We start from the raw sequence: 15,731 nt of genomic DNA, 5'->3' as shown, positions 1-15,731 counted from the left end.
TTGAAACTTAGCCTTTCCTTACAACAGTCGTTTCAGTCACCAAACTTGGTGCTGAAACGCGCCTATATCAAAAAAGTGGTTGAAACCAGCTTACGTCATATCGACACCCAAAGTGATTGTGAAATCGGGATTGCCTGTGTCGACAATGATGAAAGCCATAAACTCAATTTAGAATATCGCGGCAAAGACAAACCGACCAACGTTTTGTCTTTCCCGAGTGATTTGCCTGATGAAATGGCGCAGGTGCTGGCCTCATTTCCGATTGGTGACTTGGTGATTTGTATTCCTGTGGTGCTGCAAGAAGCACTAGAGCAAAACAAGGCAGCACTAACCCACTTCACCCATATGTTGGTGCATGGCACCCTACACCTCATGGGCTATGACCATGAAACTTCGGATGAAGATGCGGAAGAAATGGAAGCACTGGAAATTGAAATTTTAGCCAAACTGGGTTTTGACAATCCCTATCTGGAACAAGATTAAATCTTAAAAATGCGAGCTTCGGCTCGCTTTTTTATGCCCAGAAACTTCACAACATTAAGCAAAAGGGAAAAGCATGAATTACGTGGTGATTTTTAAAGCCAAAATCAAAGCACTGGATGAAACCTATTTTAAAACCGCACAAGCATTGAGAGAAAAGGCATTAACCCAGTTTAATTGTCAGAAATTTGAAGCCATTTCCGAGCAAGATTTTGAAATTGCCTTATCCTACTGGAATCACCTAGCCGACATTCAGGCATGGCATCGGGATGCGGAACACCAAGTCGCACAACAACTCGGGAAACAGCAATGGTATCAGTCCTTTAGTGTAGAAATCTGCAAGATTGAACATCATTATGCCAGCACTACCCAGATGTAATAGTGCATAGCAGCCCAGACGAAAATTGATGTCAATGCTTATACATCAATTCTCTAATCTCAGTGGCTAAAGTCAAATTGAGTGGAACTTATTCTCTTGAATTAATGCACTTCAAACTCGGCTTCCGCGGGGTCGAAACGCCATGTACGCACAATCCTTAATTCTGAAATATCCTTCATTTTGCTATCAAATGCAGTGAATGGCGCTGCTTTGCGTACCGAAGCTTTGGCCGCTTCATCCAGCAAATCATGTCCTGAACTTTCAATTAAACGAATGGCACGAATCCCACCATTACGGTTTAAAATTACCATCAAGCGTACTTCACCCGCCATGCGTTGTTGTTTGGCTTGTTCTGGGTAATAACGATTGCCATAAAACTCAACTTTTTCTCTGAATTTTTCCAAATAGGCAGCCGAAATGTCCTGCTTGGCTTGAATGCCATCCACAGTTTTAATTTTTTGTTGGCGGCTAAAATTTTGCTGACGTTGTAAATATTGTGCTTCTAGGCTTGCCACCATGGCTGCTTTGGCTTGGAACTGGCTATTGAGTTCTTCCATTGCCTTTTTACGACGATTCTGTTCTGCCTGTTTTTGCCAACTGAACGTGGTCATCAGGACTTTTTCTTCAAAATTCAATTCACGCTTTTGTTGTGTTTTTTGCAGCGTTTCCATCTGTTTTTCACCCGCACTTTGCTCCAGCATCGGTGCAGGCATATCACTGGACATACGGTGCGCTTCGCGGAAAGTGCCAGAGCCTTGTTGATCGGCCTGTGCCAGAAAGTCAGCATGCTCAACTTTTTGTTCACTCGGACGTAAGGTCACCGCAATTTCTTTTACAGCAGCATCTTGTTGGGTCGGTGCAGCAAATTCGATGGCTAACACCAGAAGATGTACAATCAGGGCGAAAACCACCGCCGTTGTAAAAATCGGATCTTTCCACCACGCACGCAATAAAGGCGTATAATTTATTCTATTCAGGATCATAACTAAGCGACAAACTGCCTTCCCCACACTGCATATACAGTAAAATTTTGACTTGGTTGCTATTCTTTTGATAAAACCTGAAGTTCATCAATACAACAGAATCACTGCATTAAAATACTGAAAATGGTGCAATTAATTTTGCTAAACTGCAAGATTGATTTTCTGTATTTTTAAATACAATTCGGCAAAACTCATCATCAGCCAGTAGATTCACTTGCCAGGACGCTTCTATGCAAACGCTACTTTCCAATATTTCTAAACGGCTACATCAAGTGTACCAAAAAGCGGAAGGCTTTATTGAAGATGAGCGGGAATTTCCATTATCGCAAGTTTTTCTGAATGCCACCTTCCAACGCTTTGTCACAGACAATGTGAAGATGCTGAAAGATTTGCATGCCGACCTGCATGATGACTGGTTACGCCTATACGCGACTTTGGAATATCAAGGTATTTACACCACGCTCTCGGTTGACCTGAAATTGGTTCAGATGGAAATGAACAAAGACATCCAACTGATCGTGTTTGAGCAAATCAGTGACACCCAAGTGATTGAAGCCAAATTTCAAAATGTCTTGCATAAAATCGGCTTTAACGCTGCCATCTTCTTTTATCAAAAGATCTTAAATAAAGACCCTTTGGGCATGATCCTAGAAAAACTCAATGTGATTAAAGTCAAAGATGATTTACTGCATTTGGATCTGAATCGCTGGCTGGGCAAACAACGCTCCATCATTGACACGCTCAACAAGGTGCATGTCAATCATGCGGTTTTACGTGAAGCGGAATTGGTGGTGCTGGGGAATGTCAATTTAGCCGCACTGTTTGGCAAAATGACCGAAGACGAGATTGATGACTGGGCGCATGAAGGCATTCCTGATAACCAAGTCACACCGATTAAACAAAAAGGGAAATAAGCAAAATCCCGCCCCCAAACAGACATGAAAGTTAAAGAAAAAGGCTACAGGAAAGATACATTTTGCACAAAAATGCAGATTTTATCTTCATAATGCTTAGGCATAATAATTTGGTGTAATTTTAAGATACACTCACTTTTAAACTTCACAGGAACTCGTTCACCAATGGCTAAAAATGTTTTAAAAACAATAGCAGTGACCACAGGTATTGCCTCTACATTGTTATTTACTGGCTTTTCCAGCCAAGCATTCGCCATGAGTCCATTCCAAGCAAGTTATCAATTTAACTACAATGGCAAAAACATGGGCTCGGCAACTCGCACATTAAGCAAGTCTGGTAATAACTGGACCTATGTTTTTGCAGCCAAAGCTGGGGCTATCGCTTCTGCTTCTGAAACCAGCCGCTTTGGTTTTAATGCAGGCAAAATTAGCTCGAACAGCTTTAGCCGTACCAGCAAAATTTTGGTGCATAACAACACCATGAGCATTAACTTCAATCCAAGTACAAAAACCATCAATACCAAAAAAGACGACACAGCACGTTCTTTTGCATGGAAAGCGGGCGCTTTGGATGAACTCAATGCTGAATTACAAATTCGTGAAGATTTAAAAGGCGTCGGTATGAAATCAAGTTACTTGATTGCCGATGCCAAAGAAGTTGAAGCACGTCAGTTTGTGAAACAAGGTTCTGAGAAAGTTAAAACCTCGTATGGCACCTTCGACACCATTAAAGTGGTGATGAAGCATGATAAACCAGGTCGTGACACCACCTTCTGGTTGGCACCAAAATTAGACTATCTGCCTGTAAAAGTGACCCATCAGGATGGTAAATCTTCATACGGTTTATTGCTGACTGGGTATAAAGGACCCATGAATTAATCCATTTTGATGATTTTTACTTGATTTTTTTCAGGTGCTTTTTAAAATACGCTTTTGCTTGAAAAAGCACCTGCCCCCGAGGATTCTCCCGTGCACGCACTAGAACAGAAAATCTTAGCAGAAGGTATCGTTCTCTCTGATCAAGTTCTGAAAGTCGATTCTTTCTTAAACCACCAAATTGACCCAGTAATGATGCAACAAATTGGTCAAGAATTCGCGCGTCTGTTTAAAGATGCTGGAATCACCAAAATCATTACGATCGAAGCATCAGGCATTGCACCTGCAGTTATGGCTGGTTTAGAACTCGGCGTGCCTGTAATTTTTGCACGTAAATATCAATCTTTAACTTTAAAGGATGATTTATACCGTTCAAAAGTTTTCTCCTTCACCAAACAGGTTGAAAGCACGATTGCGATTTCGAATAAGCACATCAGCTCAACCGACAAGGTTTTGGTGATTGATGACTTCTTGGCGAATGGTCAAGCCGCACTCGGTTTAGCGGATCTAATTCATCAGGCTCAAGCTGAAGTGGTCGGGATTGGTATTGTGATTGAAAAATCATTCCAACCTGGTCGTGCATTACTTTTGGAAAAAGGCTACCGTGTAGAATCACTGGCACGCGTGAAATCTTTATCCAACGGTACAGTTGAATTTGAACGTGACTAAACCAAACTTAGTTGCATAAAAAGAGCGCTGTTGCGCTCTTTTTTTATTGTGCATCATTCGGAAAAGTGGGCGAAATATGTTCCCAGCAGTTTCATTATTTTCCTGAAAAATTCATAAAAAAAGCATACTATGGATGAGTATCCCTATTGAGCATATTTAAGCTTCAAAACAGCTTAATATCGCTCATTAAAAAATGAATACCCCAATTCCATCTAAATAAAAAGACCACGCTACAGAGCATTGAATCTAGAGAACCTTGTGTCAATGAAGAACAAGAACATCGCCGAACGAATTTACACTCCCCACCAACTATCCCTGTTGAATGAGAGTGACTGTATTCAACTTCCAATCAAGTTTATCCACGATTTAGCACAAGCAAACAGCTTACAGAGTCTGCTCGATAAAATTGCGTTCTGGATTTCACGGGTATTTCAGGCGGAACGGACCAGTATCACCCTCTATGATCATCATGATTTTCTAAGACTGTATTCCATCTCAGGGAATCAGGCGATTCCTCTCAATTTTCAAATGCCAATTCAGAATACCTTTGTCGGACGAGCATTTAGTAGCACCACCCTACGCATTTGTGATGATGTTACACAATTTGAAGAATTAGACTGTCAAATGCTGGCACAACACGGCATGGGCTCATGCATGGATGCCCCGCTCATCCATAATGAAAAATGCTTGGGCACCTTGAATGTAGCGGACCGAGCCACTTTCCATTACACCGAACAACAAGCCATCTTACTGCAATGTCTCGCCAACTGGATTGCCTTGAATATTAAATTGCATTTACAAATTCAGGATATGCAGAAACTCACTGCGACGGATGAACTGACAGGCACTTTTAACCGGCGTAGCTTTATTCAGGAAAGTAACCAAAGCATGCTGTTATTTTTTAATGCCCAAACCCCATTTAGTATTGGCGTGCTGGATATCGACCATTTCAAAACCCTCAATGATTTTTATGGGCATCAAGCGGGTGATTATGTGCTGAAATGCATGACTGAAAATATTCAAGCCTATTTGGGCGAGCAGGATTTTCTGGCTCGTATCGGCGGTGAAGAATTTGCGATTATCCTACCTGCTCGCTCGAAAGATGCGGTCAAACTGTTCAAACAAATTCGCACAGCCATTGAAGCCATGAAACTGCCCTATCAGGAAGAAATCATCTGCTTTACCGTCAGTATTGGGGTTGCTGAAGTACAACCGACCGACGCCAATGCCGAAGCCGTATTTAAACGTGCCGATAAAGCCCTATATCAAGCCAAACAAGCGGGACGCAACCGTGTTCACCTAGACCACACTTCTCTCAAAAATTAATTCTAGATACTGACCCTGCTTGACCTAGACTTCATATTTTATTCATGAAGCTTTGTTCTCACGTGGATTTTTTACAACTCAGATAAACACAAGGCGGCTCATTTTCGCTAGAATTTACTCTAGATTTACGTACTTAGCGAATATGTCCAAGTCAAAGCAGCACAAGGTTGTTCTGCTGAAGCGTATAATCCTTACCCAATTATGCTGTTTTGCTCTCTCTGCAATGACAGCACGCAAAGGCAAATCATCTATGGAAAATACGATTCTCTGTCCCAAATGTGGCTCAAGCGAAATTGAAAAACGCAACCATGATCAGCACCTGAAAAAAGCCAGTGGGATTTTATTAGGCTCGGCAGGCGTTGCAGCAGGAACCGTTGGTGGTGCAGCAACTGGTGCATCTACAGGTGCCGCAATTGGTGCAGTCGCAGGACCCCTCGGTGTGATTGTCGGCGGGACAGTAGGTACATTTATTGGTGGCATCAGCGTCGGGATTACGGGCGGCTTTTTAGGCAATTATTTCGGCAAAAAAGCAGGCGTGGTGATTGATAAGAACATTTTCCTCGATTTCAGATGCTTAAAGTGCAAGCATCGCTTCAAAGCTCAAGTCGAAAAGTCATAACAGTCATCTTGCTATGACTCATCCAGTGAGGGTTCTTACCCTCACTTGGTTTAGAAAGCTCAGCCAAGTATCAATGCGCTTGTAATTGTTGCACCACGCTTGCTAAACGACGACCCTGCGCTTCACATAAAGTCTTCTCATCCTGACTGAGTTGTTGATCATGTCTTGGACCACTGACATGACTAACCCCATAAGGTGTACCGCCTGTTTTGGTATTGGACAAAGCCGCCTGTGCATTGGTTAAACCCATAATCATCATGCCATGATGAAACAATGGCGGTAGCATAGTCAGCAAGGTACTTTCCTGCCCGCCATGCATAGAACCCGATGCGGTAAACACACAAGCAGGCTTATCATGTAAGGCACCACTGAGCCACAAACTGGTGGTCTGATCCCAAAAATATTTCATTTCCGATGCCATGTTGCCAAAGCGGGTTGGCGAACCCAAAGCCAGTCCAGAGCAATACTGCAAATCTTCCAAAGTACAATAAATATCGCCTTCGGCAGGAATACTGGCTGCCGCTTCGGTCACCACCGTTGCCAAATTGGGCACAGTACGGATTTTGACTGCCATCCCTGTTGACTCGACCCCATTGGCAATTAAATGTGCCATTTCTTTGGTTGAGCCATATTTGCTGTAATATAAAACAAGGACATAAGGTTGCATGACGTTTATGATCTAAGCTAAAAATGAAAACTATACGGTATTTTTCCGACTTTTTGGTTAAGCTTGTGCTTGAAAAGTATATAAAATGATTAAGAATTGAGACTAGAAACGCATGATAGAAAAGTATTTAGTACGACTGCCTTTTTACAGCAAGACTTGGTTTCAGTTTGTTTTATTTGTCCTTCGACGTTTTGAAGCAGACCGATGCCGCGAACAGGCAGGCTCCCTGACCTATACCACGCTGTTTGCGGTCGTTCCCATGTTGACTGTTTTTTTAGTCATTATTTCTTCCATTAAAGCCCTCGAACCTGCGCGGCAACAATTGCAGCAGTTGATTTATAGTAATTTTCTCCCTAAAACCACGATTGCCTTCGACAAAGTCCTGACTGCTTTTACTGATAAATCCAGCAACTTAACCGTCATTGGGGTTTTATTTCTATTCATTACCACCGTCATGATGCTGACCAGCATTGAAAATGTCTTTAATCGCATTTGGCGTGTCCGTGAAAAGCGCGGCGGTATGATTGGCTTTATGCGCTACTGGACCATTATTTCTTTAGGCCCGATTATCTTGGGCAGTGCTTTTGCCTTGTCCTCTACTGTAGCGTCCATGAATCTGCTGAGTAGTCATTTGGCAGGCTATGAAGTCAACGGTGCCTTCCTGCTCTGGATCATCTCTTTTTCACTGTCGATTTTGGGTTTTTTTATTTTATATTGGACCATTCCCAACCGCAGCGTGCCTATTAAAGCCGCCATTTTTGCTGGCATATTCAGTGCCAGCGTATTTGAGTTATTAAAGAACTTATTTGGCTACATCATGTCTAATTTCACCAGTTATGAAATTATTTATGGTGCATTTGCCGCACTGCCAATTTTCCTGTTATGGATTTTTCTGTCTTGGAATATTGTCTTGCTCGGGGTCGAAATCAGTTATGCACTCACTGCATTCTATACGGGCAAAGAACAACGACGCCATCCCGTGATTATGCTGCTTGATATTCTGCAACTGTTTTATCTTAAGCAACAAAGTGGCGAGAGTATGTCCGACAAAGAGGCCCTAGATGTACTCGGTCGCGAAGAAATTGGGCACTGGCCAACTTATGTTTTGCTATTGGAACAACAAAACTTAGTCAAACGCACCGATAACAATGAATATGTCCTCGTCCGAAATTTAACACAGGTTGATTTTTGGAGTTTTTATAAATCCCTACCCTATCCACTGCCTCGCCGTCCCGATGTAAAAAATATTCATCCCGATGACCATGAGTGGATGCAGCGAATTGGTCCCATGTTTGAAGAAGCCGATGATTATCTTTCAGCTAAACTGGCCATGCCCTTAGCCAGTATTTTTGAACAGCGCTAAACATTTGAAAATAAAAGAGATGAAACTTAATCTCATCTCTTGTAAGCCCTACCATGCCTGCCCATCTGCGCCTTTCACCAATCCAACTTAAATCACATTCAATTCATTTTTGATTACGTAATTCTCTAAATTCCACGCTATATAATGCTTAAAAAAACAGCTAAAATTAACATTAGACCGAATGATAAAATCATCTAAAAACATGATTTAGAACAATAACATCCACAAGCAAGAATTTTTGTTTGCGTGATTCAATCGAGAATTCGCCATGACAGACAAAAAAGAAACCCCCACCATCATTATTGATGATGAGCAACCCGAACAAGAACGCTTTGAAAACTTGAAAGAAAAGTTGCGCTATCAACAGGCGCTACGGGAAAATTCAAAGACCATTGATCACAAACAAGTCCGCTTGAATATTCAGGCCGATGCGCTGCCGAGCAAAACTTTTTTCATTATGAATGCGCTGGCTGCCGTCATTGCCGCCTATGGTTTACTCAGTGACTCTACGGCTGTGGTGATTGGTGCCATGCTGGTTGCCATGATGCTTGGACCTATTGCGGGGATTTCTCTCGCCTTGATTGATAGCCGTTGGATGCTACTGAAAACTGCCCTAAAAACGCTTACGCTGGGCATCATCATGATTTACGGGATTGGCTTCCTGATTGGACTCATTCATCCCAATATTGCCATCACCAATGAAATTATGGCACGCACCCACCCCAACTCTCTAGACTTAATGATTGCTCTGGCGGGCGGTGCTGCGGGGGCTTTCGCTTCTGTTTCTCCACGTTTATCCGTTGCTGTGGTGGGTGTGGCTGTTGCAACCGCCTTGGTTCCACCTTTGGTTGCCAGCGGTCTTTTATTGTCCCGCGCTGAATTTTCTTTGTCTGCCAACGCATTCTTGCTGACCTTTACCAATATTATTGCAATTCAAGTCAGCTCTTCAATGGTACTCTGGATTGCAGGATTTAGACGGGGTTCAAATGAAGAAGTACAAAGCAAATACCTCGAATTTGCAAAACGCAATTGGCTCAGTTTAATTATCCTGCTGGTTTTGGCGGTCTATCTGACCTTCAACTTAATTTATACGGTTCAAAATGAGCTATACAAATCTCGCGTCAGTGATCAACTGGGGCTAAAGCTCAATACGGAAACCAATATTATTGATACCGTACAATTCGACACGCATCCAGAATTTACCCTAGCACGGGTATTTATCCGCGGGGTTGAACCCCCATCAACCAATCAAATTGATGAACTTAACCGCACCCTCGGTCCTGACCGAAAAGGGTATCCGACCTATGTACAGATTCGTTTTATTCCAATTCAAATTATTCAAACTCAACCCACCAAAATCGTGCCCTTAAATACAGACGATACTGAAAAACCAAGCATTAAAATACTGAAAAAAACAGGATGAATCATGACAAAAAACTTACTTTTAATTGCAACTTTAAGCAGTGGACTTTTAATCAATTCAGCACTTCAAGCCTGCACTCGAGTGGTGTTCCATGGAGATGTGCAAAACGTCATGACCGCTCGCTCCATGGACTGGAAAGTCGATGTTGGTACCAACCTGTGGATTATGCCAAAAAATATTACACGCAGTGGTCTAGCAGGACCACAATCCATCCAATGGACGGCAAAATATGGCAGCGTGGTCGCAACAGGCTATGATCTTTCCACCACCGATGGTGTCAATGAAAAAGGACTGACCGCCAATCTACTCTGGCTGGTTGAATCACAATATCCTGAAGTCAAAAACAATAACAAACCAACGATGAGCATTTCCCTCTGGGCGCAGTATGTTCTAGATAATTATGCGACTGTGAATGAAGCCATTCGAGCATTGGAGAAAGAGCCATTTATTGTGGTCACGGATAATGTGCCTGGGGAAAAACGCCTTGCAACCCTACACCTGTCACTATCCGATGCTTCGGGCGATAGCGCGATTATTGAATACATTAATGGCAAACAAGTGATTCATCACAATGCCAAGTACCAAGTCATGACCAATTCGCCCATTTTTGATCAGCAGCTGGCATTAAATCAATACTGGAAACAGATTGGGGGAACCACCTTCTTACCGGGCACCAATCGTGCCTCGGATCGTTTTGCCCGTGCCTCGTTTTATATCAACGCCATTCCTAAAAATGCCAGCAGCAAACAAAGCCTTGCCAGTGTCTTTAGCGTGATTCGCAATGCCTCCGTTCCTTTCGGCCTAAACACAGAAGAAGAACCAAATATTTCATCAACACGCTGGCGCACGGTTGTTGACCACAAGAATTTGTTATACTTTTTTGAATCGGCAGTTTCACCCAATACGTTCTGGGTAGATTTAAAGAAAATCGATTTTAAAACTACGCCTTTCCAGAAACTCGACTTAGGTGCAGATCAAGCCAATGTCTATGCTGGTGATGCCACAACACACTTTAAGACAACGAAAGCATTTCAATTTTTAGGAACAGAATAGGCAAGATGCGGCAGATATTTTCCACTGCCCAAACGCATCTGCCAAACTTCTGAACGAATATATAAAGGTCTAACATGAATATATTAAAAACTGCATTTTTAGGTACGGCGACTGTCATGGGGTTAGCAGGCTGCGCAACGTCCTCGACACAACCACCGAATATTGCCTCTACAGGACTGCTGATTTGTGCGCAGAATGAACTGTGCCCAGCCGTCAAAGTGACATGGAATGAACAAGAGCGTAGTCACTTAAAAATTACTGCGTATTTGCCGAGTGCGAAAGAGGATTATGACATTCAGCAGTTTGTGTTCTTGATTGATCAAAAACCTTATAGCTATACCCCTGCGGCTGCGACCACACATGAATATATCAACCGTATGGTTCCGCACCGTTCATCCAATTATATTGTGGTACCAAGTTCCTTCTTGAGCACATTTAAAAACGCCAAAGATATTGAATTAAAATTGGTAACCAACAAAGGCAACATTACCCGTCCTGTCTATCGCAATGGACAGCAATCTTCTGCCTATCGTGCCTTTATTAATTTATATCAACCTTAATGTTACCTATGAAAAAGCCTGTCGAGTTGACAGGCTTTTTTAGTTCACTATAGCGAGATTAATCCGATTTTAAGGCTTTGGCGAAACCGCGAGATTGCACCCAACCCTGCAAGCTGACCACCATAATCCCCAACATCACTAGTACGGTACCCACCACAAAGTTCAGTTCAATTTTTTCATTCAACAATAGCACACCAAAGAGTACGCCAAACAAGGGGGTTAAAAAGGAGAATACACCCAAACGCGAAGCCAAATACTCTTTTAATAGCCAGAACCAAATGAGATAACTGGCAAAAGACACAATAATGGTATGGAACAATAAACTGCCAATGGTAAATGGCGTCCAGTGAATACTGGCTTGCCCTATGACAAATGCCAAAGGAAATAACAGTACAAAGGCGATTAACAGTTGATAGAACAAGGTTTGGGTTGCAGGTGCTTCCGCCAATTTCGTTAAACGCACTGCAATTGTGGTTGCCGCCCACAAAATCCCCGCCAACAATGCCAATGCATCCCCCCACAAAGCTGTTGTAGAGGCTGCTGCCGAACCCGCAGGATGAAACAGGAATGCGATAATAATGCCCAAGAAAGCAAGTGCAATACCACTCCACTGTAAGGGGCTAAGTCGCTCAGAGGGCAGCTTCCAGTGCAACCCCAAAGCCACAAAAATGGGAGCGGTATATAGCAATACGACCGTATGTGAGGCTGAGGTAAACCGTAAGGCTTCTGCCACCAAAAAGAATTCAGAAGCAAACAAAATGCCGACCAGAATCCCGGGAGCCAGATATTCACGACTCCACAAAGAAACACCCTCTGCGAGTTTAATCATGGGGTAAACCATCAGCGCGGAAAGACCTGAGCGCAATGCAATTTGCATTACAGCAGAAATATCAGGTGCAGCCATTTTTAAAATCACTTGCTGCAAGCCCCAAATAATGCACAGCACAAACATAATGCCCGATGCTTTGCTGTCTAGTGCCCGACGCTCACTCACAGTCTACTCCACTTTCATTCATGAGCCATCACTATAGACCTGTCTCTTTTAAAAGATATAATTCAAAACAGACAACCCATCCTATTATTCAGGCAAAATCAGCAGGGGGCGAAACAGATGCATACGCGTCAACAACATGACTATCATCCGATGCCCACCAATGATGAGATTCCTGCGCCACTATGGCTGCGGATTTCAGACGCCCCTGCCGAATCTTGCTACCCCATGCACGAACATGCTTGGGGAGAGTTTGTCTATGCCTTGAATGGAGTATTGGAAGTTAAGGTTGATCAGATACATTTTCTGACCCCGCCTCCGTATGGGATTTGGCTGCCGCCGCACTTAAAACATGCAGGCATTAACCGTACCGAAGTGACCCATTCCACCTTATACGTCCACGAAAGCCTGTGTGAAGCGCTGCCGAAACAGGCGGGAATCTTGCTAACCTCGGCCTTGGTTCCTGCGCTGCTGCATCATTTGCGCCAGCATCCCATGCCTGATCATGAGCCTGAATACTTACGCCTGCTGCATGTGCTGTTAGATCAACTGCGACATGCGGAATGGGTTGGTAGTTATTTACCTTCGACCCAACACCCAGCATTACAAGGTTTACTGGATTATTTACAACAACATCCCGCCGATCAGAGTACTTTGGCACAATTGGCACAGCGGATTAATATGACTGAACGTACCCTAGCGCGTTATAGCCAGCAGGAACTGGGTATGTCGCTCAATGAATGGCGACAACGACTAAAAGTGATTAAAGCCATGTCGATGCTGAATGAAAACAGAACCGTGGAAAGTATTGCGCTGGACTTGGGCTATGCCAATGCCTCCGCCTTTATCAACTTGTTCAAACGCTGGATGCGCTGCACCCCCGATCAATTTCGTAAAGACTACGCAGCAGATAACCCATCCAAATAAAAAAAGGACTGTATTTACAGTCCTTTGAATCTTTAACTCAACTTAAGCTTTTACAAAAGTGTTCCAAACGTAGTCTTGCTGCTGACCCTTTAACGTCATTTTGAGTTGATCACCAGCTTGCAATTCCGCAACACCCGCTGGCGTACCCGTCATGATCACATCACCCACTTCTAGGGTAAAGACCTGACTCATATCTGCCAATAAGGTACCGATATCAAAAATCAGATGCGAGGTGTCCCCTTTTTGGCGAAGCTCATCGTTGACATGCAAGGTATAATGTACCTCGTTCCAGTCCTGCACCACCTCGGCGACATCGACCCAATCTGCCAACATACATGAACCATCAAACGCTTTGGCACGCTCCCACGGCTGACCTTTGGTCTTTAGATCATCTTGTAAATCACGCAAGGTTAAATCCAGCCCTAAAGTCACAGCCCCCACTGCTTGTAGGGCTTTAACAGGATCGGTTTCTGCTTTCAGTTCACGATCAATACGTAGAGTCAGTTCACATTCATAATGACAACTGCCCCAAGCCGAGTTCCACGAAATTCCATCTTGCAATGCTTTTAAGCTGCTTGGCGGCTTGATAAACAACACTGGACGATCGGGAATGGCATTTCCCAGCTCTCTGGCATGGTCTGCATAGCTACGACCGACACAGACAATTTTAGATGGACGTGTACTCATGATCTTCCCTTCGACTTGTTGTGACAATAAATCTTTTATTTAGAATGCTTAAAGGTATTTTCAAATATGCCTTGATCTTCAGCGCTTGCAAAGGCACGTTTCGGTACAATCACCACTGTACGATTTTTTAATTCCAGCATATAGGTCAGTTTACCCACTGCAAAATTCTGGACTTCGTGGTAATGCACCACTTTTTTACGACCATTGGCATAAATATCGGCATAGTCCTGATACAGATCTACACCTTGCTCGCTTTTCCCAAACTGATACTTTACAAACTGACGCTTAAACATCATCGGTAAAAACCAATAACGTAAAACCAGCTGTAAAACCAAGAAAAATACGCCCAGCGCAACGTAATAACGACCGACCCCAGTAAAACCCAAATAAATGCCCCAGCCAATAATGGCAATACTAATCAGTGGGGTAATAAAACGGGTGAATAACTTTTTACCAAAGGTGGCTAGAGCAAAGCCATCTTGAGATTCTTCAAGGTTTAAGTAATAACGTAAAGATAAGGCAGGCTTGCTGTCTGACATAAATCCATCATCAATCTGAAAACGAGACTGTAGCATAGTACACCAAATTTCAGCTTTTCTTTATGCTTTTCACTGCTGTTCAGCGACAACAAAGTTTGGAATTGTCACGAAATCGACATGCTTTTTAGATATTTTAGGCACAAAAAAACCGCAAAAAATGCGGCTTCTTTTTTATGCACCAGAACAGATAAATGATCTAGGCAATCAAGTTGGTGCGCTCAGAGAGATTCGAACTCCCGACCCCTTAGTTCGTAGCCAAGTGCTCTATCCAGCTGAGCTATGAGCGCGACGTCTTGATGGAGCGCATTATATATGGTTTTTTCATTTTGATAAGTATTTTTTCACAAAAGTGCAACCAAATGCCTAGATAATGGGCAATTTAGGCATGAAAGTGCATTTTTAGGCCAAAATCATCGCACAGCCAGTCAATTTAGCTACTCTATTTTTCGATCTCTGATGGACAGAAATGGCATGCAAGCACTGCTAGCCATCCAGACATATCCTGACTCTGCATAATGTGAAATAAACCTGCCTCACCTATCAGCTCATCAAAGTTGGTATCACAAGTACACTGCATCACCTAATAGGCTTTTTCTAGCCGCAGATATTGATCATAACCATCACTCAAGATCATGCCACCCGCCTATTCTTAATCTTCGACTGACGATACGAAGAAGTAGCGAGACACAGGAAAAGAGCCAACACCATGCAGTAAGATAAGTTTAGTCGTGGAGATAAAGAACAGAATGCTAAATTTCAGGCACAAAAAAACCGCAATATATGCGGTTAATTGTTCAAGTTGGTGCGCTCAGAGAGATTCGAACTCCCGACCCCTTAGTTCGTAGCCAAGTGCTCTATCCAGCTGAGCTATGAGCGCATTACTTGTGTGCCATTCGGCGATACGTTACATACAGTTTACTTATTGGTGCGCTCAGAGAGATTCGAACTCCCGACCCCTTAGTTCGTAGCCAAGTGCTCTATCCAGCTGAGCTATGAGCGCGATATAAGTAAATTTGGCGGTGAGAGAGGGATTCGAACCCTCGATACAGTTGCCCGTATGCATCCTTAGCAGGGATGTGGTTTCAGCCACTCACCCATCTCACCGTAACGTGCCGCCATAATACAAACTTAACCCTAGTACTGCAAGCACAGCCGCTGTTTTTTTTGCATTATTTTGCTCAATTAAATATTTTTTAAACAATTTACTCAATTTTGTGCAGAATTTATCCCGTATCAGCTCAGCTTTGTTTCTGAATCTGCCTTATTGACTTCAAT

The 15,731-nt window shown here is 43.1% G+C and carries 17 protein-coding genes and 4 tRNA genes; 12 read left to right on the top strand and 9 right to left on the bottom strand.

What is annotated here, in order from left to right; genetic code table 11:
• Positions 1-483, top strand: a complete 483-nt coding sequence (gene ybeY / locus GWK51_RS06180) for an rRNA maturation RNase YbeY (protein WP_161933055.1) — start codon at positions 1-3, stop codon at positions 481-483.
• Positions 484-556: 73 nt separating this feature from the next.
• Positions 557-859 carry an antibiotic biosynthesis monooxygenase family protein gene (locus GWK51_RS06175; RefSeq protein WP_161933054.1) on the top strand — a complete coding sequence of 101 codons (303 nt, stop codon included), beginning with the start codon at positions 557-559 and terminating at the stop codon, positions 857-859.
• Positions 860-960: 101 nt separating this feature from the next.
• Here GWK51_RS06175 and GWK51_RS06170 read toward each other — a convergent pair whose 3' ends face one another.
• Positions 961-1,842 (bottom strand): energy transducer TonB, encoded by an 882-nt coding sequence (locus GWK51_RS06170; RefSeq protein WP_161933053.1) that lies wholly within the window; start codon positions 1,840-1,842, stop codon positions 961-963.
• A gap of 230 nt (positions 1,843-2,072) precedes the next feature.
• Here GWK51_RS06170 and GWK51_RS06165 point away from each other — a divergent pair, with 230 nt between their 5' ends.
• From GWK51_RS06165 to GWK51_RS06145, 5 genes are all read left to right on the top strand, one after another.
• Entirely contained in the window at positions 2,073-2,756 is a 684-nt protein-coding gene (locus tag GWK51_RS06165) for a hypothetical protein (RefSeq protein ID WP_161933052.1), read from the top strand.
• Between the two features lie 165 nt (positions 2,757-2,921).
• Entirely contained in the window at positions 2,922-3,635 is a 714-nt protein-coding gene (locus tag GWK51_RS06160) for a DUF3108 domain-containing protein (RefSeq protein ID WP_161933051.1), read from the top strand.
• A 90-nt stretch (positions 3,636-3,725) separates the two neighbouring features.
• Complete coding sequence (locus GWK51_RS06155) at positions 3,726-4,301, top strand: xanthine phosphoribosyltransferase (RefSeq protein WP_161933050.1); 576 nt, start codon at positions 3,726-3,728, stop codon at positions 4,299-4,301.
• Positions 4,302-4,565: 264 nt separating this feature from the next.
• Complete coding sequence (locus GWK51_RS06150; protein WP_161933049.1) at positions 4,566-5,627, top strand: sensor domain-containing diguanylate cyclase; 1,062 nt, start codon at positions 4,566-4,568, stop codon at positions 5,625-5,627.
• A 250-nt stretch (positions 5,628-5,877) separates the two neighbouring features.
• Complete coding sequence (locus tag GWK51_RS06145) at positions 5,878-6,246, top strand: hypothetical protein (RefSeq protein ID WP_142767740.1); 369 nt, start codon at positions 5,878-5,880, stop codon at positions 6,244-6,246.
• A 70-nt stretch (positions 6,247-6,316) separates the two neighbouring features.
• On the opposite strand, the gene wrbA is transcribed toward GWK51_RS06145, so the two are convergent.
• The gene (gene wrbA, locus GWK51_RS06140; RefSeq protein WP_161933048.1) at positions 6,317-6,913 is read right to left on the bottom strand and encodes an NAD(P)H:quinone oxidoreductase; all 597 of its coding nucleotides are present in this window, start codon (positions 6,911-6,913) and stop codon (positions 6,317-6,319) included.
• Between the two features lie 112 nt (positions 6,914-7,025).
• On the opposite strand from wrbA, the gene GWK51_RS06135 reads away from it, so the two are divergent.
• From GWK51_RS06135 to GWK51_RS06120, 4 genes are all read left to right on the top strand, one after another.
• Positions 7,026-8,276, top strand: coding sequence for a YihY family inner membrane protein (locus GWK51_RS06135; RefSeq protein ID WP_161933047.1), 1,251 nt, complete (start codon positions 7,026-7,028; stop codon positions 8,274-8,276).
• Positions 8,277-8,544: 268 nt separating this feature from the next.
• Positions 8,545-9,699: a TIGR00341 family protein gene (locus GWK51_RS06130; RefSeq protein ID WP_161933046.1), complete on the top strand. Its 1,155-nt coding sequence runs from the start codon at positions 8,545-8,547 to the stop codon at positions 9,697-9,699.
• A gap of 3 nt (positions 9,700-9,702) precedes the next feature.
• A complete protein-coding gene (locus tag GWK51_RS06125; RefSeq protein ID WP_161933045.1) occupies positions 9,703-10,752 on the top strand; it encodes a linear amide C-N hydrolase in 1,050 nt (349 codons plus the stop codon).
• Positions 10,753-10,826: 74 nt separating this feature from the next.
• Entirely contained in the window at positions 10,827-11,312 is a 486-nt protein-coding gene (locus GWK51_RS06120; protein ID WP_161933044.1) for a hypothetical protein, read from the top strand.
• Positions 11,313-11,370: 58 nt separating this feature from the next.
• On the opposite strand, the gene GWK51_RS06115 is transcribed toward GWK51_RS06120, so the two are convergent.
• Positions 11,371-12,306 (bottom strand): DMT family transporter, encoded by a 936-nt coding sequence (locus GWK51_RS06115; RefSeq protein WP_161933043.1) that lies wholly within the window; start codon positions 12,304-12,306, stop codon positions 11,371-11,373.
• A 117-nt stretch (positions 12,307-12,423) separates the two neighbouring features.
• On the opposite strand from GWK51_RS06115, the gene GWK51_RS06110 reads away from it, so the two are divergent.
• Positions 12,424-13,230, top strand: coding sequence for an AraC family transcriptional regulator (locus tag GWK51_RS06110; RefSeq protein WP_161933042.1), 807 nt, complete (start codon positions 12,424-12,426; stop codon positions 13,228-13,230).
• Positions 13,231-13,272: 42 nt separating this feature from the next.
• Here the strand turns inward: GWK51_RS06110 and GWK51_RS06105 are convergent, their stop codons facing one another.
• The 6 genes from GWK51_RS06105 to GWK51_RS06080 all read right to left on the bottom strand — a co-directional run bounded on the left by GWK51_RS06105 (position 13,273) and on the right by GWK51_RS06080 (position 15,560).
• A complete protein-coding gene (locus GWK51_RS06105) occupies positions 13,273-13,920 on the bottom strand; it encodes a fumarylacetoacetate hydrolase family protein (protein WP_328703730.1) in 648 nt (215 codons plus the stop codon).
• 32 nt (positions 13,921-13,952) lie between these two features.
• Positions 13,953-14,456, bottom strand: a complete 504-nt coding sequence (locus tag GWK51_RS06100) for a YcxB family protein (RefSeq protein WP_100243273.1) — start codon at positions 14,454-14,456, stop codon at positions 13,953-13,955.
• 210 nt (positions 14,457-14,666) lie between these two features.
• A tRNA-Arg gene (locus GWK51_RS06095) sits at positions 14,667-14,743 on the bottom strand.
• Positions 14,744-15,256: 513 nt separating this feature from the next.
• Positions 15,257-15,333 (bottom strand) — tRNA-Arg (locus tag GWK51_RS06090).
• A 46-nt stretch (positions 15,334-15,379) separates the two neighbouring features.
• A tRNA-Arg gene (locus GWK51_RS06085) sits at positions 15,380-15,456 on the bottom strand.
• Between the two features lie 14 nt (positions 15,457-15,470).
• Positions 15,471-15,560 (bottom strand) — tRNA-Ser (locus GWK51_RS06080).
• Positions 15,561-15,731 lie beyond the last annotated feature (171 nt).

This window comes from Acinetobacter kanungonis, from assembly GCF_009939195.1.
Lineage (GTDB): Bacteria > Pseudomonadota > Gammaproteobacteria > Pseudomonadales > Moraxellaceae > Acinetobacter > Acinetobacter kanungonis.
The sequence above is the reverse complement of the archived record's forward strand: the minus strand, read 5'-3'. Positions and strand labels throughout refer to the sequence as shown.